The following is a 17,137-nucleotide window of genomic DNA, read 5'->3' as shown; positions in this document are numbered from 1 at the left end:
GCACCAGGGCTTTCTTTTGTTCTATAAGTGTATATTTAGTTGAATTAAACTTCTGCTCCCAATTCGTTTATACGCGACATTGCCTTGGAATAATACGAACCCAAAGGATATTTTTTCATATAGCTTTTATAAGCTTCGGCAGTATCCTTTCCACTCACACTTGTCCACTCTTCTTCCTCTCTTTGTTGAGAAATTTTCTTTATTTCCTGAATGCGTTGCTTGGCTTCGTCTACATGATTCCGGCTTTCACTCTTATTCAAATACTCCAAGTAAGAGGAAAGCGTATTTTCTTTGATGGCTTGTATCCATAGCGCTTCTTCATCATCCGGCTCTTCATACTTTTCGGTAGAGGCAGGTTCTTCCGGTATACTACCTTCTTGCTCTTCTTCAAAAGAGAATGTAAGTGCTTCTTCAACTTCTTCTTCCTGACTTTCCCATTGTGTATTGGTAAATACAGGGTCTTCTACTTCTTCCACAGGAAATGTTCCCTCCTCTTCCCTGCTTAATTTATTGATCATGTAAAATGCATCCGTCAGGTAAGTAGATTCTTGGGTATTTGCCAGATAGCTTTTGTAAGCATCTATAGTGTCTTGTAGTTGCGCTTGCCGCCATAATTCTTCTTCCTCCAAAAAGGTTTCTTCCGCAGGCTCCGATGAAGTTGCCGAAACAGGAGAAGGAGCTACAAGGGGTTCTTCTTCCTCCTTTTCATCTACGACTTGCTGACGTACTTTATTTCTGAAAGGCTCCGGTATATCCAAATCAAAATCAAATGTCATAAATGAGCCGTTTTTAGCTGTTTCAGGCTCTTTTCCCTCTTCTTGGGAAAGCGAAGTAATAGCCGTTTCCGTTCCGGTTTGCTCTATTTCAGAAATAACTTCTTTTATATTTTCGGAGGTTGCTTTTTGCTCTACTACTTTTTGCCGGGCTACTTCCACATGCCTTCCTTCAGGAAACAAACTTAAATAAAGCTCGTACAAGGCTTTTTGATTTTTTACCTCCACTTGTTTCCACAACTGGTCTTCCCATGCTTCCCTCTCTGCGGTCAATTGTTTTTGTAACAACCGCTCAACAGCTTCTTGGTCGACCATTTCATTCCTTTGTTCTCCATGGGTGTTCTTTGTTTGGATTTCCTTTATCAAACGAGCTCTCAAGACTTCTTCTTTCTCCAAAAATTTAACACAATCCTGTTTTCTGGAAAGCAAGGTTTGGTCGTGATGGAGTTGAAGGGCTTCTTCGTATTTATTTAATGCTTCCCCATACCGTTCTTCAAAGTACAATTGATCGGCATGGTTTACCGTGGATTTAAATTTGATTTCATCCTCGCATTTCTTCAAGCTTTCAGCGTATTCGGCTTTGTTCCCTGCATTTTTGATCAACAGTTCAAAATAAAATTTTGCCTGGGTATATCTCCCTTCACGATATAAGCTTTGTGCAATGAGTTCAATGGACTCATTCACTTTTTGCTTCACAGCAGGCATATCAAACAATGCCAAGGCCTCTTCAAAGCTTGCTCTGGCTTCTACATAGTTTCCCACTTGAAAGCACCGTTCCCCCTGTTGCCAATGCCTGATAAAGGAAAGCTTGTTATGCAAATCAAGCTCTCCCGGAAACAACTCATTGGCCTGTTGATAATATGCTTGTGCTTCTTGTAATTCTAAGGTTTTAAAATAACTTTCGGCTTTGTCAAGTAATTCACAGAACTGAGTGTAACGGGTATTATGACAGATTTTATCCCCGGATTGTTCCGTTTGAGAAGAGACAATCCACTCTCCCTGTATAGAAGCAAGCACCTGTGCAATGCTCAAGGACTTTTGCTTCACTTCCACACCTTTTTCCAGCAAGTCCACCAATTTCCAGGTGAAGGGATTTTCAATGCGGGCCCCGGTCGGATACGATAATATGGCCGTACCCGGAAATTCCTGTTCCATCTGGGTGACAAAGCGCTTCAAGGCTTCATGCACCCCCCCACTTTCCGTAGTTGTTTGGTGAATGGTGACATCCAACAAGATATATGTCCGTTTGATAGTGTACTCACTGATGAGCTCCAATACCTCACGCAAGGCCAATCCATTAATGTGTACTTGATGCCAAGTAGTGTGATGAGTGGCCAAATACACCTGCCCTTTTCTTAACAACAAATGCCCGGTATAGTAAAAAAACAGGGCATCTTCAGCTTGTTCGGCTATTTCGGCAATGTGTTCTTTCAGAAGAATATTATTGTCGGCATCAATTTGTTTTAAGATCCGGTTAGCAGGAATACCTATACTTTCTCGGGCACTCATGGTATTGGCCAGGCGCTCTACTTTATCTGCCACTTGGGGCAGCGGTTTGAAACGCTCTTCTTTTGAAAAATTCCCTGCTCCTAACAGAATTCCGCAAGACGTATCTGGATGAAATGACAAGGTCATGATAGAGAACGGTTAAAGCCTAAAAAAAACTCAATTCAAATTGAGTTGATGGATAAATCTTTTGATCAATAGGGCCAACAAAGAGTGGAAAAAATTAAGTTACTCATTTTGAAATGACACAACCTTGCCAGCCACATTCAACAGTATATTTTTAACGGTATTTGCAAAGGTTATTGTTGATAGAAAAATGTACTTATAAAAGAATCTTTGTCAGAATTTGCAGCTTTCAAAATAAATCCTATTTACTATTAAAATAATTCAATTATTCTACTGAAACCATCTTCTCCCCCTCTTCCTCTCTATCAAACGGGAACGAATGGTTTTCCTGAAAGATTCTACTTCAAACAAGCAGCAGATTTTAGAATATGTTTCGTAGTTAATGGTTCGCATAGTAGATTTGTTTATTAACAACCACATTTACAGAAAGCATGAATCCAGATACACTCCCAAATGGTCACCAACTCAACCTGCAACGTTATACGATTACTCAACTCAGTAGGCAAAGTGCAAGTTATTTTACCTATGAAGGGCATGATAAAGCGGCAAACAAAGCTGTGATCATTAAAGAATACTTTTTTGAAAACCATACAAAACGAAATGCGGATGGCACCTTGGAATTTGACAAAACCATTTCCCCCTTGTTTTTACGGTATAAACCCAAGGTAATCAAACTCATAGAACAACTCTCACAAGTACGTCATCCCCATTTGGTGGAGATTCTGGATTATTTCACTGAAAACAACACGGTGTATTTGGTTCTGAAAAAAGTGGGCGGGCAAACCCTGTACAACATGGTGCTCAAGTCCGGAGCTTTGCCTGAAAAAGAGGGGGTTTTATTGTTATTTCAAGTTGCTAGTGCGTTGGAAAAACTTCACGAACACAACTTATACCACCTGAATGTCTCTCCGGACAATATTCTGATTTCTCCCTCTGGCAAAGCCGTATTGATTGACTATTTGATGCTCAATGAATCCACCAAATTTTTTCGTTGGATTTTAAAATCGAGCATCACTTCCCGTTACACCCCCTTGGAAGTCATTCACCGGCAACAACAAACGGGCAATTTTTCCGATGTTTATTCATTGGCAGCCACTTTTTATTTCGGCCTTAGTGGCACCATGCCTTTGCATATTACGGAGCGGATGCATAACCACCTCCCCGGCCCCCAGGCCTTCAACAAAGTAATCAGTCATGCCACAGACGAAACCCTGATGAAGGCACTGTCCACCCGTCCTGAACTTCGCTTTCAACAAGTCGATGAATTTGTGTGGGATTTGGCTAGTCAGCACAAAAACTATTATCAGTATTTGCATAAAATTGATTTCCCCTTGCCTCCTGAAATCAACCTGACACCTAAACATGATTTTAACGAGGTAGTGGTGCACGCAATGTCAAACATCCCTTGGCGACTCATCATTTACCTGGCTTTATTAGGCATGTTTTTCACTATTGCCTGGTTACTTCTGAGCTAAATTCTTACCGGACCCTGTTTCAAAAAAGTAAATAATAGCTTTCTCTATCTCAACTATACGAAAAATGGAAAAAATCAACGTAATCGGAGTCATGTCCGGCACTTCCTTAGACGGGCTTGACATGGCTTATTGCAACTTTTGGAAAGAATACGATCAGTGGCACTTTGAACTTCTGCACACGCAGGAAATCCCTTATGAAGCCAGTTGGCAACAACGCTTGGCTCATGTGGAAAAGCAAAGCGCCTTGGATTTGGCTCAAACGGATGTAGACTTGGGAAAATGGATGGGAGAACAAGTACACCAATTCATGCAACAATATCAACTCCAACCTCACTTTATTGCTTCACACGGACACACGATCTTTCATCAGCCAGAAAAAGGACTCACTTACCAAATAGGCAGCGGAGCGCATATGGCAGCCATTTGCAACAGCCCGGTAGTCAATGACTTCAGAACTATGGATGTTGCTCTGGGTGGGCAAGGCGCCCCTTTAGTACCGATAGGTGACCAACTCTTATTCCCGGAGTACAACTATTGCCTGAACCTCGGAGGAATTGCCAATATCTCTGCCAAGATTGCCGACCAACAAATTGCTTTTGACATCAGCCCTTGTAACCAGGTATTGAATACACTAGCCGAACAGTCAGGCAAAATGTATGATAAAAACGGAGAACTCGCCTCAACAGGCCAATTTGTACCTTCTCTCTTTGACGAACTCAACAAGTTGGACTATTATCAATTGCCTTTTCCAAAATCTTTGGGGAAAGAGTGGGTTGTAGCCCAAGTTTACCCTTTATTGACTCAGTATACCCAACTTCGCACCGTAGATATACTCTGTACCTTTTGCCATCATATTGCTTTTCAGATTCAGCAATCTATTGAACAAATGCAGTTGAACAAAAACATACAAGGGCAAATGCTCGTCACAGGAGGAGGTGCTTTCAACTCCTTTCTATTGCAACAGATTCAAGAATATTGTAAAGAGGTAAAAGTCATTGTCCCCTCCCAGTCAATTATCGCCTTTAAAGAGGCCCTTATTTTTGCATTTTTAGGCGTTTTGCGCTGGCACCAGGCACCTAACTGTTTGCGCTCTGTTACCGGGGCCCGTCACAACAATTGTGGAGGAGCCATCTACTGGACAAAATAATTCGCATCCTTTAGAATCGATATACGTCAAAGAACAATACCGAACAAAAAAATGAAGGTCTTCCAGAAAAACATTGTACTTCCCAGGTACAAACGAGGGTTTCACTTAATCACAAGGCAGATAGAAAAAGCCGTACCTGAACTGGCCCAAATACAGGCAGGAGTGGCACATTTGTTTATTCTACATACATCTGCCAGTCTCACCATTAATGAAAATGCAGACGCTACGGTGCGTAGCGATTTTGAAAGTCATTTTAACAAAATGGTGCCGGAGAATGCCCCCTATTATGAACATACTTATGAAGGACCCGATGATATGCCCGCGCATATCAAATCCTCTTTATTAGGTAGTTCGGTGACCCTACCAGTTAGTCAAGGGCACTTTCAATTGGGAACCTGGCAAGGTATCTACCTCTGCGAGCACCGCGACCAGGCAAGTGCCAGACAGTTGGTTTTAACGGTTTGGGGAGCATAAAAACACGATTTCCTCCATCCGGTCAAAAGGGAAAAACCTCAAGCTACAACGTAAAAAAATCCACCGAAGGAATGGACATTTTATATTTTTCTTCCTGTTTTAGGATGACTTTACTCATAGGATTGTTGTGAAGGAAAGTGCATTTTTGAATAAAGACAAAACCTGTTTTTCCACTCAAAAGTATTTTCAATTATGGAACTGCTGAAATCCCCAGATTACGCTTATTTGTTAAAAGCCAGCCTTCAAGATTTACACCGCCAAAACTTAGAACGCTTATCGGAAACACAACTTTGGAGAGAGGAAATCAACTTTTTTCAAAAACTACTAGAGCGGTACTCTTCACAAATAAGCTCTTCTGAACAGCGAAAAAAAATTAGCCATTTTCAAAATTTAATTATATATTATAATGGAGAATTGCTAGATCAATTCACCCATGACTTAAAAAAACACGAAAAATATCTGTCCCGTCTGTTACAAGACAACGAATCCTATTCCGAAGAGTCCTTTCGCCAAACGCATATCAAGCTTTTGGATGAACTAAAAAGCTTCAAAAAAGAATTTATAGAAATGAAGCGTAACTTATTTCTTTTCACAGAAAGCTTAATGGAATAAATATTATGAGTATTGAAAATGATATAGTTTTTCCAGGTCCGGTTGGAAAGTCGTTTACCACCAATGCTACTACCACCCGTCATTTTAATCAACTGAAAGAAGCCTTGCTTAAATTTGACGAAGTGAAAGATGTAATCTTCCATTCGGATAAAAAACCCAAGGAAGTGACTGTTTATGTCCATAAAAACATTGCAGTTGAAAAATTACAAACCTGTCTGTTACGCTACGAATTACATATCATTCCCAAATCAATTTTGGGAGTTTAAATTACTTCTTATTCATCGTAGCTTTAAGAGGTATATCATTTTCGAACGATAAAACTCCACTGTCCAAGCGACAGTGGAGTTTTATATTGGGATAACCACGCTCCCCAAAAAGATTTTTAGTATCTTCATTTTCGGTACTGGCACCTGACCTAAACCCTCTTTTGTCGAAGCTGGCCAGACAATTGAGGTTTATAATCATGACCGGGTGGTAATCCGGCAGCATACGAATTTTGTTAAATAGATTTCTTAACATCTAAAACCAATTGGAAAAGTTATAACACTCACTAAAATGCTTACGATCAAAAACATTCTTATCATATTAATTATCAGTATATTATACCCTAATACCACTTGGAGTCAACGAGGCGAATGCATCACGGGAGACTGTAAGAATGGCACCGGAAAATTTGAATTTAAAAGCGGAGCTGTTTTTATCGGAGAATTTCGCAATGGGGACATGACGGGCACAGGTACTATCTACTATCCCAATGGAAACACTTATAATGGCGATATCAAAAAAGGCAAACTCACCGGAAAAGGCACCATGAACTTTGATAATGGCGATTTGTATACCGGTGAGTTTAAAAACGGCTATCAACATGGCTTGGGTACGTATGTAAAAGACAATGGAGAAAAATATACCGGATATTGGCATAAGGGCATCAAACATGGCAAGGGCACCTACTCCTGGCCGGATGGCAACAGCTATGAAGGTGACTTTAAAAACGGAGAAAAAGAGGGCTCTTGCACCCTCCAATATGCCAATGGCGGATACTATACGGGAGGAGTAAAAGGCGGACAATTACACGGAAAAGGTACTTTTGTATATCCCAACGGAGATAAATACATTGGAGAGTACCACTATGGAAAAATGCATGGAAAGGGCCAATTAATTTATCAGAATGGCACTCGATACGAAGGGGAAATATCCCAAAATCAGCTAAATGGCAAGGGCACCTTATACTTATCGGATGGCACCATTAAACAGGGTATTTGGGAAAATGGGGAGTTGATCAAAGAAAAAAACAAGTAACGGAACCTGTTAATCCATAGAGTAAACCACTTCAATGGGGAAATGATCCGAAAATGCTACCTCCCTATACGTCCGGTAATAGCCGGCATCAATATTTTCACTAAAAAACTGATTGTCAATCCGTAAAAAGAATAACTTCCCGTTAAAGCTGAATCCCAAGCCATTACCGGTATGCTCAAACGCATTGAGTAAATGCCTACCTAATTGAAAATACGAATAGCTATAAGGAGTATCGTTAAAATCGCCACATAAAATAATCCGGTGTGGTGACTCTTCGATAAAATCAATCAAGGTTTTAATTTGTTGAGAACGGACCATAAACCCCCTGCGCATTCTCCGAAACAAATCTTTAGAGGATTTCTTAAAATCATTTGTATTCACCACCAGGTTTTGGTCAATATGCATGGATTCCAAATGTACATTGATGACCCGAACGGTATCGTCTCCTTTCTTCAGGTCGGCAAAAATGGCTGTATTATTGGAGCGGTTGGCAAAGGTAATCTCTCCTTTGTTGACAATCGGATATATACTGAATATCGCCAGACCAAATTCCGCTCCTTTCTTGTTGACAAATGTTGGGTGTACGAAGCTTTGGTATTGTCCGTTCCGGGAAAGCTGTTGAGTAGTATTGTATTCTTTGGATTTGGGATCATTATAATATTCCTGAAAACATTTGATTTCCGCCTTATTGGTTACGGCCCAGTTGACAATGTCCAACCTTTGTTCTTTCTTCTTGGATTGCAAATGTTCGTAAACATTAAAAACACGGGCGTTGTAACTCATCACCCGAAATTCCCCGTCTTGGTCCAAATGAAAAGTTACTGCCACGGATGCCAATATGAATTTATAACCAAGCAATAAGGTCAAAGCTGAAAAAAGCATGTTCCATTTTTTCCGGGAATACCAGTAAAACAGAAAAAGAACATTTATGAACAGAAAGCCTGGGATCAACAAAGCTCCGAAGCCTGCCGGCCAAAAGACATCCGGAGGAATCCATACACTTAAGTAGGACAAGCCTGTCAGTAGCACGACTAGTTTGTTTAAAGACAGAAAAAAACGCAAAAATTCAAAGTTAAATTGTTTAACATGCTTCAGGTTATCCCTCTCCCATTCCTAAAATAATCTCATATTCTTCTTTTGTCAAAGGTACTACAGAAAGGCGAGATTGCTTAATCAAGGCAATGGCTTGCAAGCGTGCATCGGCTTTAATTTGTTTTAAACTCACCGGCTGGGTTAATTTCCGTACCGGAACCAGGTCGACCACTACCCAACGCTCGTCGGCTGTGGTCGGATCTTGATAGGATTCCCGAACCACTTTAGACACTCCCACTACTTCGCGGGCTTTTCCACTGTGGTAGAATAAGACCCAGTCATCCTCCTTCATCGCCTGCATATTATTTCTGGCCTGATAGTTCCGAACCCCGTCCCAATGATCTCTCCCCAACTTGACAAAGTCCTCCCAGGAATATGCCTCCGGTTCTGATTTCACTAACCAATAATTCATAGTAAGTACTTATATTTTCTTATAAAGAAACAACTTATTCGATATCAATAATTTATAATTGAAAATAATTTCTAGCTATTCACTCATCACTCTTAAGAGCTCGGTTCAACTATTTATTCAATCCTATATCAGTACAAATTCCCCTGCAATATAAAGGTAACATCAATAAACACTCTCATCGACTTTTATATTGAAGTGAATTACCCTTTTTCTTTTTCCTGAAAAATGTTGCAAAAACGCCTCCTCTGCCTTACTTTTTTCAACAATAGCTTTGGCTATTCTTTTCAAAAAGTGCCTTGATGAGCTGATTTTGATTCCACCTTCGGTCAAAAACTATATGTGTAAACCTCTTCATGGATTATGTATTAAAAACACCCTATTAATTTTTTTGGCCGGTCTTACTGTAAGAATAAAACCCCTATTGAAGAGCGGTAAAACCTTGAGAAGGTAAAAATATGCAAGACACAAAACAAGCTCTGTACAAAAGAGCTAACTTAAACCTTTCATGCTTTGGTTTTCAACACAATGCGATAAAACAAAACCTCAGGACTGTAAATATGCCTTTGATCCATTTACTTTGTACAAACTTTTTGAAGAGGCATTACTGATACATCGACATGATAACTATTAAAGAAAAGCAATTCAAGTTGTTTTTGAATGAAGCACAAATCCAAAAGGCTATAGCAGGTATAGCCTCTCAAATCAATCAGGATTACCGGGAGAAGAGGCCTTATCTGGTATGTGTATTGAACGGAGCTTTTATGTTTGCTGCGGACTTGGTCAAAAAACTCACCATTGAAACTGAAATTGACTTTGTTAAATATACTTCCTATCAAGGAATGAACACCACAGGTAATGTCTCACAAAGTTTAGGTTTTTCTTCTACTATCCGGGGCAAGGAGGTCATTTTGTTAGAAGATATAGTAGATACAGGCCTCACGGCAAAGGCTATTCTTCAGGAAATCACCCAATTCTCACCGGCATCGGTCAAATTAGCCACCCTCTTATTTAAGCCTGAGGCATTACAAACCTCTATACCGATCGATTATGTGGGGCTGGAAATCGAGAATAAATTCATTGTCGGATATGGCATGGATTACGATGGCCTGGCGCGAAACCTTAAGGATATTTATGTGTTACAAGAATAGCAGTACCTCAAAAGATATGGACCTGCGCGAATTACAACAACTGGTGGCCCGGGGAGAAGGGATGCGTTTGGAGTTCAAGCGCAAAGCCGCTGATCCTGTAAAAATCATGCGGGAAGTAGTGGCTTTTGCTAATTCGGAAGGAGGCGACTTATTGATTGGTGTCAGTGATGACGGGAGCATTCCCGGTTTAAAATATCCCGAGGAGGAAGCTTTTGTACTGGACCAAGCCATCCAAAAATACTGCCGACCCATGGTGCAGTATACCAAGCAAATCATTCCTCTCAACAGAAAAAAAAGTGTACTTCGTTACCATATCAAAAGCAACCCTGTCAAACCCGTTTTTCTCCTTTACAACTTAAAAAAACAAAGGGGAAAAGCTTATATCCGCTTGGCCGACAAAAGTATCCAGAGTAGCCGGGAGGTCCGGGAAATTTTAAAAGCCAGAAGCAGGGATATCGCCACATTATTACAATACGGACAACTGGAGCAATTTATCCTCCGCTACCTGAGTCAAAACGAGCAAGTGAATGTAGAGACGTTTATGAAGTTGGCTAATATCAGTTATTTACAAGCTTCGGACACTTTGGTCAAGCTCACTTTATCCGATGTTTTGGAATTGCATCCGGGTGATCTCACGGACTATTACACCCTCAAAGAACCCGATCCGATGGTATCGGCATAACACGATGTGAATAGTTAAATCAGTCTGCCATTCGCTTTTGTATATGATCGAGGATAGGTTTGAGATCACCGGCATCAAACCAAGTCGTTTCGGTATCCTTTCGAAACCAAGTCAATTGACGCTTGGCATATCTCCGGCTGTTTCGCTTTAAGAGCCGGACCATTTCCTCCCAATCGTATTTGCCATCCAAATAGTCAAACACTTCCTGGTAGCCCACTGTTTGCAAGGCATTCAACTGTTTGTAATTCTCCAGCGATTTCACTTCTTCCAGAAGGCCCTCCTCCAACATTTTGTCCATCCGGAGGTTAATACGCTCATACAATTCTTCACGGTCACGAGTGAGACCAATTTTAATCACCTGAAAATTTCTTTCTTTTTTTTCGCCTTTTCGCAGTTCCGTATATGTTTTTTGGCTGGCACGAATCACTTCCAAAGCCCGGATGATGCGTTGAGGGTTTTGCCGGTCTACCTGGTCAAAATATTCCGGGTCTTTTTTTTGTAATTCGTCCAACAAGGGAACAAGTCCTTTTTCTTGGTAAGTTTCAGTCAGTTTCGTACGGATTTCTTTGTTTTTGGGCAGGGCATCCAGTCCTTCACACAAGGCCTTTACATACAAGCCAGAGCCACCGGCCAGTACACAACAATTATCCTGTTCGAAAATTTTCTTTAAACAAGTCAAGGCATCCTTTTCGAACTTTCCCGCATTGTACTCTATAGAAACAGGTAGAAAATCAACCAAGTGGTGAGGAACGCGTTTCAATTCGTCAGGAGTCGGTTTGGCCGTACCAATATTCAAGTCCTGATATACTTGCCGGGAATCGGCATTGATAATCTGGGAGTTAAAATATTGAGCGATTTGAAGGCTGATTTCGGTTTTGCCCACAGCGGTAGGACCCACTACTACGATTAAAAATTTATCTGACATGAAACTATTTCGAAATATTTCTTACTAAATTTGTTTTTTCGCTTGAATTCAAAGCATTATTGAAAAGGCAATTGTACGAAGTTAATGAATGCAGCCATTGATTTAGGTAATACCCATTGCAAAATTGGTATTTTTGACGGAGATCAACTCATTGACCAACTATCAACAAGCCATCTGAAGGACGTTCGGAAGGTTTTATTACAACATGACGTCCAGCATGTGATTCTTTCCAAAGTAGGACATTACACTCCCAATTTTCTGGAGGAGCTGACGAGTTCTTTTCAATTAATTCTTCTTGATCATCAAACCCATTTACCCATTCGGATTCGGTACAAAACCCCTTCCACCTTAGGAGCTGACCGAATTGCGGCTGTAGTAGGAGCCTACAGGTTGTATCCGGGAGCTACCAATCTGGTGATTGATTTGGGAACCTGTATCACCTATGATGTAGTAGATGCAGAGGGTACTTATCAAGGAGGAGGAATTTCCCCGGGAATTCATATGCGATTCCAGGCCCTGCATCACTTTACGGCAGGCTTACCTTCTTTGTCTACACCCGATCCCGAGGCTCCGTTTGTAGGAGCCAGTACGGAAGAATGTATACAAGCAGGGGTCTTGCATGGAGTTTGGTTCGAAATAGAAGGGTTTATTGAAAAATATTCACAATTATTTGGAGGAATTAATGTGGTATTGTGTGGAGGGGATTCAATTTTTTTTGAAAGTAAATTAAAACCTCACATCTTTGTAAATCGGAATTTGACGATGTGGGGGCTCAATAGAATCTTATTGAACAATGTTTGTGAAGAATAGCTTATTTGTAGTACTTCTATTACTTCTTATTTCCTTCAAGGGATTTGCCCAGTTCGGAAGTAACAATCCCTATACGAGTAGAGGGATAGGTGAAGTGTTGGGCAACAGTTCGATGCGCAACTTAGGCATGTCGAATATGGGCGTGAGTTCAGGTAATGTTGCCTACCTCAATCAGATGAACCCTGCCCTCTTGGTGTATAACAAGTACACTGTATTCGAAGCCATTTATACCGGTGAGTACAGTACCTTAACCACCAAATCCGCAGAGCAAAACGACATGGGTGCAAACTTGCGTAATATTGCCTTTGCCTTTCCGGTAAACACTCGCTGGTGGACCATGGGCATCGGTCTGCGGCCCCTTACGAATGTCAATTACAGTATTTCCCTAATGGATACGATTGCTGCCACGCCTTCTCCCGCATTTGTAAAATATGCGCTTGAAGGGGATGGAGGTATTTCTCAAGTATATTTTTCCAATGGCTTTTATATAGGAAAAGGCCTTTCTTTAGGCTTGGAAATCGCCTTTAATTTCGGAGCTATTAACAAAAAAGAGACTTCACAATTAATGGAACCCAGTGCCTACGAAGTGGGTGAGTTCACCAGAACAAACTACACGAAATTCACGTTCAAGCCTGGCATCCAATACTCTTTGAAAGTAGCAGAAAACAAACGGGTCAACATTGGAGCTACTTATGATTTTAAAACCGACTTTAATTCAAAATACCTGGCATCCAGACAAATTCGCTTACAGGATATTGTCAAATCCTCTGACACCACGGCCTATAACACCAAAGGTGCAGTGACCATGCCTTCGGGATATGTGATAGGTGCCAGCTTTGAGCAAACCGGAAAATTTGTAGTAGGAGCTGACTTCGAATGGAGAAAATGGTCGGAATATGTAGATGCAGATGGCAACGGAGACTTATCGGATACTTACCGCTTGAGTGTAGGAGGGGAATATACTCCTGATTATTCATCCGTATCAAATTACTTGAAACGGATGACTTTCCGGGCAGGATTCAAATATGAACAAATGCCTTGGGCTATCGGTCAGGAACAGTTAGAAGACCTCAGCGGGAGTTTGGGAATCTCCTTTCCTATGGCCAAAGGCTTCTCTTCAATCAACTTAGCAGGAGCCTATGGAAATATGGACTCCAAAGGAGAAGTGCCCATTAAAAAAGAATACTTTAAATTTCATCTCGGAATTACTATCAATACACAATGGTTTTACAAGCGAGCTATTGAATAAAATTTTATGACTTATGAAAAGAAAAGCGATTTTATTTCTGTTTTTGTTAAGTATGTTTAATTTGAGCTATGCTCAAGATGAAGTAGCAGCTAACAACAACCAAGACAACAAAAATTGTGATGAGAACGGTTGGTGTTGGGGACCTGATCCTACAAAATCCAAGGAACAGTATGTACTGTTTTCAGACAGCTACAAAATGAATAGTTTAGACCAAGCTATTACTCCATGCAGTTGGCTCTTGTCTAATACTCCTTACTTGCATAAGAACCTTTACATCAAAGCTACTCAATTGTATAATAAACTATTGAGCAAAGCAACTAAAGAAAAAAACACAGCAAAAATTACTGAATACCAAGACAAAATTTTGGAACTCTTAGATAAAAGAGTTGAACACTTTGGCGAAGAGGAATACGTCATTCAGCGAAAAGGCCTTCGCTACTACAACTATATGAAGGACAGAAAAGAGTTTAATGAAGCTGAAGCGCTGAAATTATACGAGAAAATCTACGAATTGAATAAAGACGAAACCGAAAATTCCAATATCACTATTATGATGGTATTGGCCGTAGGTTTGCGCGCCAAAGCATATGCAATAGAAGCAACCATTGACAACTACCGCTCTAAAGCGAAGGATGCAGAAGACGAAGGCAACCAGCCCTTGGCAGATGCCTACATGAAAAAAATTGATGAGTATAAAGAAAAAGACAAATACAAGGAATATCAAGAACTTTACGAACAATATAGTGAAGATTGGATTTTGACACTTTATGAAAATGTGTCAGGTACTATTGAGCACAACATTGAAAATGAAGAGCAAAAATCCAAAGCTAACTGGGAAAAAACGCAATCCCTTGTGAATAGCTTGATTTCCAAAGTGGTCAATATTGATTGTGACTTTGTAAGAGAAAAAATGGGTGAGGATTTGAAAAACAATCCGGATGATATCAACTTGGCCAAAAGAGCTTTGAAATTCATGCTTACCGGTAAGTGTACTGACGACCCCTTATTTCTGATTGCCGCTCAAAACATCTTTGAAACCGAGCCTAAAGGAGGATTAGCGTCTACAATTGCCAACAAGCATAAAGCTTCTGAAGACTATGACACCGCCATTGAATGGTTGGGTAAAGCGATTGAATTATACCAAGAAGAACCTGAAAAGCAAGCGGAAGTAAACTTGGATATCGCAAAGATCAAACAAGTACAAAGAAAATACGCTGAAGCCAGACAATATGCTTTAAAAGCCATTGAAATTGACCCGAATCAAGGCAAGGAAGCATATACCTTGATCGGTGATTTATATATGTCTAGCGGTTCGCATTGTAAAGGTGACAACCCGGTAAAATCCCGTGCTTGCTATATGAAAGCATATGACATGTATTCTCAAGCCGGCAACTCAAGCAAAATGTCCAGAGCACAAGCGCAATTCCCATCTATGGAGGAAATCTTTACTCATAATTATGAGGTGGGACAAAGCATCAATGTAGGCTGCTGGATCGGAGGCTCAACCACCGTACGTAAGCGCCCTTAAGCGATAAGATAAAAGTTAAAATTTTCAAAAAAGCGTTTAATTGATTCAAATTAAACGCTTTTTTGCTTTTTTTACAGTTGAATCAAAAAAAACAATCATCGTGAGTAGATTCCTTTATTTTGTTCTATTCGGCAGTTTATGTTTCAGTATTGGAGCCTGCAAAAAGACCAAATTTGCAGACCCACATAAACAAACGCAAGAAAATACTCCAATAAGTGTTTACTCCAACTCTACGATCTATTATAGTAAGGATGCTCTTCTCACGGCCAAAATTCAAGCAGAAACCCGGATGGACTATGAAAACAATGACCAAAAATTTCCGGATGGGATTTTTATCGAAATGTTTGATGAACAAGGCAAACTAAAAACGACTTTGAAGGCCGATTCGGCCATTCACAACTACAAAGAACAAAGGTATCAGGCCATTGGAAACGTGATTGTCAACAATGTACAAGAGCAAAATGAATTGAAAACAGTGGAGTTAAACTGGGACAAGAAAACCCGGAAGATTTATACCGATTCGGCTGTAGTAATTACTACTCCCCAAAATATACTCAAAGGAATAGGGTTAGTTTCCGACCAAGAATTTAAGCATCCTACCATATTGGAACCTACAGGTACAATCTCTCTAAGCGAAAATAACTAAACATGAAACTTCATAGTATACTTTTATCTGTGGCTGTGGCCTTTATCCTGATTGCGATTCATCAGTCCTTTTATTATGGAATCCAAAAGAGTTATTGGCTTTTTATGATTCCCGGATTTATCTGGCTATGGATACAATACCGGAAGCGGTCAAACTCCTAATATACCTCCCCTAAGGGGTATTTGATTTTTTTTACTTGAAAAGTTTCATTGATAATCTACTCAAAATTGGGAACTTAGTGTTATTTTTCATTATTTTATGATAAATTTGTCATAATTCAGCATTATTAACTATTTTTTGGTAACACTGCACTTTTATTAATAATATTTTTTTTGTATTCTTACTATAGTAAGGGTACTTAATACCCGTAGAAACTAAAAGATAGTTACAAACAACAAATACAAGTAGATTATCAGCTAACTATTCGTATTATGAAACTACTAACTTAATCATAGTATACAATGGAAACAATTAGTAAAAACAACGTATTGGACATTATTCAAAAGTTAAAGTCGGAGTTGGATACGTTCGAAGTTGACTACGTATCTTCGCTAAAGCCAGCGATTAATATTCCCGCATTCTTTATGGTTCAAGACACCAACGGAGAAATTTTGTACGGAGATTTTAAAGCATTAGAATCTTTGGGATACAAACTAGAGGACTTGGACAGACGAGGTGAAAAAATTTATCAAGAAAACCTCAACACGGACTTTCAAGAGAATATTGCTAAAAACTTCAAAGCTGTAGCCGGAGGAGAGTATGAAACCCGGTCTTATGTCGCTGAGATCCGCCATAGAAAAGGTGAATTCCACTTGTTCAACTTGGTGTCTACAGTACATAAAAAAGACAAAAAAGGCACGCCTAAACAAATTCTGACAATTGGTACCGATATCTCTGCCATCAAGGTGAATGATAACCAATTCAAGAGAAGTATGAACAAAGCCTTGTGGAGCTTGGTCACAAAACGTGAGCGTCAGATTGTACAATTGATTATGCAAGGGTTCAAAAACAATGATATTGCCAAAGAGCTCGGCATTACCGTCAGAACCGTAGAAACCCACCGTAAAAACTTAGCGAAAAAACTAAACGTGGGAAATACGGCTGCTTTAATCAAATTTGTCAATGACAACAGACTGCCTTTATAAGTAAAAAAAATTCAATAGCTCCTCAATACAATTATGTTACATTCTTTGAGGAGCTTTTTCCGCTTCTTTCCCACCCCTCTCTTTCTTT

Annotated in this window: 18 protein-coding genes; 14 read left to right on the top strand and 4 right to left on the bottom strand. The window is 40.0% G+C overall.

What is annotated here, in order from left to right; translation table 11 throughout:
* Window positions 1-44: 44 nt before the first annotated feature.
* Window positions 45-2,408, bottom strand: coding sequence for a hypothetical protein (locus tag AAG747_RS02455; RefSeq protein ID WP_346819534.1), 2,364 nt, complete (start codon window positions 2,406-2,408; stop codon window positions 45-47).
* 428 nt (window positions 2,409-2,836) lie between these two features.
* Between AAG747_RS02455 and AAG747_RS02450 the strand changes: the two genes are divergently transcribed.
* From AAG747_RS02450 to AAG747_RS02425, 6 genes are all read left to right on the top strand, one after another.
* The gene (locus AAG747_RS02450) at window positions 2,837-3,880 is read left to right on the top strand and encodes a serine/threonine protein kinase (RefSeq protein ID WP_346819533.1); all 1,044 of its coding nucleotides are present in this window, start codon (window positions 2,837-2,839) and stop codon (window positions 3,878-3,880) included.
* 64 nt (window positions 3,881-3,944) lie between these two features.
* On the top strand, window positions 3,945-5,027 hold the full coding sequence (locus tag AAG747_RS02445; protein ID WP_346819532.1) for an anhydro-N-acetylmuramic acid kinase: 1,083 nt from the start codon (window positions 3,945-3,947) through the stop codon (window positions 5,025-5,027).
* A 51-nt stretch (window positions 5,028-5,078) separates the two neighbouring features.
* Window positions 5,079-5,501, top strand: a complete 423-nt coding sequence (locus AAG747_RS02440) for a secondary thiamine-phosphate synthase enzyme YjbQ (protein WP_346819531.1) — start codon at window positions 5,079-5,081, stop codon at window positions 5,499-5,501.
* A 192-nt stretch (window positions 5,502-5,693) separates the two neighbouring features.
* On the top strand, window positions 5,694-6,113 hold the full coding sequence (locus AAG747_RS02435; RefSeq protein ID WP_346819530.1) for a hypothetical protein: 420 nt from the start codon (window positions 5,694-5,696) through the stop codon (window positions 6,111-6,113).
* A 5-nt stretch (window positions 6,114-6,118) separates the two neighbouring features.
* Entirely contained in the window at window positions 6,119-6,379 is a 261-nt protein-coding gene (locus tag AAG747_RS02430) for a hypothetical protein (RefSeq protein WP_346819529.1), read from the top strand.
* Window positions 6,380-6,668: 289 nt separating this feature from the next.
* Complete coding sequence (locus tag AAG747_RS02425; protein ID WP_346819528.1) at window positions 6,669-7,412, top strand: MORN repeat-containing protein; 744 nt, start codon at window positions 6,669-6,671, stop codon at window positions 7,410-7,412.
* Window positions 7,413-7,421: 9 nt separating this feature from the next.
* On the opposite strand, the gene AAG747_RS02420 is transcribed toward AAG747_RS02425, so the two are convergent.
* Both AAG747_RS02420 and AAG747_RS02415 read right to left on the bottom strand, forming a co-directional pair.
* Window positions 7,422-8,474 carry an endonuclease/exonuclease/phosphatase family protein gene (locus AAG747_RS02420; protein WP_346819527.1) on the bottom strand — a complete coding sequence of 351 codons (1,053 nt, stop codon included), beginning with the start codon at window positions 8,472-8,474 and terminating at the stop codon, window positions 7,422-7,424.
* 34 nt (window positions 8,475-8,508) lie between these two features.
* The gene (locus AAG747_RS02415; protein ID WP_346819526.1) at window positions 8,509-8,916 is read right to left on the bottom strand and encodes an EVE domain-containing protein; all 408 of its coding nucleotides are present in this window, start codon (window positions 8,914-8,916) and stop codon (window positions 8,509-8,511) included.
* A gap of 617 nt (window positions 8,917-9,533) precedes the next feature.
* On the opposite strand from AAG747_RS02415, the gene hpt reads away from it, so the two are divergent.
* Window positions 9,534-10,064, top strand: a complete 531-nt coding sequence (gene hpt / locus AAG747_RS02410) for a hypoxanthine phosphoribosyltransferase (RefSeq protein ID WP_346819525.1) — start codon at window positions 9,534-9,536, stop codon at window positions 10,062-10,064.
* The gene (locus tag AAG747_RS02405; protein ID WP_346819524.1) at window positions 10,003-10,746 is read left to right on the top strand and encodes an AlbA family DNA-binding domain-containing protein; all 744 of its coding nucleotides are present in this window, start codon (window positions 10,003-10,005) and stop codon (window positions 10,744-10,746) included. The genes hpt and AAG747_RS02405 overlap by 62 nt, the downstream gene beginning before the upstream one ends.
* Window positions 10,747-10,765: 19 nt before the next feature.
* On the opposite strand, the gene miaA is transcribed toward AAG747_RS02405, so the two are convergent.
* Window positions 10,766-11,671 carry a tRNA (adenosine(37)-N6)-dimethylallyltransferase MiaA gene (gene miaA, locus AAG747_RS02400; RefSeq protein ID WP_346819523.1) on the bottom strand — a complete coding sequence of 302 codons (906 nt, stop codon included), beginning with the start codon at window positions 11,669-11,671 and terminating at the stop codon, window positions 10,766-10,768.
* An 84-nt stretch (window positions 11,672-11,755) separates the two neighbouring features.
* Between miaA and AAG747_RS02395 the strand changes: the two genes are divergently transcribed.
* The 6 genes from AAG747_RS02395 to AAG747_RS02370 all read left to right on the top strand — a co-directional run bounded on the left by AAG747_RS02395 (window position 11,756) and on the right by AAG747_RS02370 (window position 17,049).
* Window positions 11,756-12,481: a type III pantothenate kinase gene (locus AAG747_RS02395; RefSeq protein ID WP_346819522.1), complete on the top strand. Its 726-nt coding sequence runs from the start codon at window positions 11,756-11,758 to the stop codon at window positions 12,479-12,481.
* On the top strand, window positions 12,465-13,730 hold the full coding sequence (gene bamG / locus AAG747_RS02390) for a BamG family beta-barrel-assembly machinery protein (protein ID WP_346819521.1): 1,266 nt from the start codon (window positions 12,465-12,467) through the stop codon (window positions 13,728-13,730). The genes AAG747_RS02395 and bamG overlap by 17 nt, the downstream gene beginning before the upstream one ends.
* Window positions 13,731-13,743: 13 nt before the next feature.
* Window positions 13,744-15,258, top strand: a complete 1,515-nt coding sequence (locus AAG747_RS02385) for a V-type ATP synthase subunit I domain-containing protein (RefSeq protein ID WP_346819520.1) — start codon at window positions 13,744-13,746, stop codon at window positions 15,256-15,258.
* 100 nt (window positions 15,259-15,358) lie between these two features.
* The gene (lptC, locus tag AAG747_RS02380; protein WP_346819519.1) at window positions 15,359-15,904 is read left to right on the top strand and encodes an LPS export ABC transporter periplasmic protein LptC; all 546 of its coding nucleotides are present in this window, start codon (window positions 15,359-15,361) and stop codon (window positions 15,902-15,904) included.
* A 2-nt stretch (window positions 15,905-15,906) separates the two neighbouring features.
* On the top strand, window positions 15,907-16,065 hold the full coding sequence (locus tag AAG747_RS02375) for a hypothetical protein (protein ID WP_346819518.1): 159 nt from the start codon (window positions 15,907-15,909) through the stop codon (window positions 16,063-16,065).
* Between the two features lie 300 nt (window positions 16,066-16,365).
* The gene (locus AAG747_RS02370) at window positions 16,366-17,049 is read left to right on the top strand and encodes a LuxR C-terminal-related transcriptional regulator (protein WP_346819517.1); all 684 of its coding nucleotides are present in this window, start codon (window positions 16,366-16,368) and stop codon (window positions 17,047-17,049) included.
* The last annotated feature ends 88 nt before the right edge of the window (window positions 17,050-17,137 follow it).

Source organism: Rapidithrix thailandica (genome assembly GCF_039710355.1).
Lineage (GTDB): Bacteria > Bacteroidota > Bacteroidia > Cytophagales > Flammeovirgaceae > Rapidithrix > Rapidithrix thailandica.
Note: the sequence above shows the minus strand (reverse complement) of the source record. Positions and strands in the feature narration are given on the sequence as shown.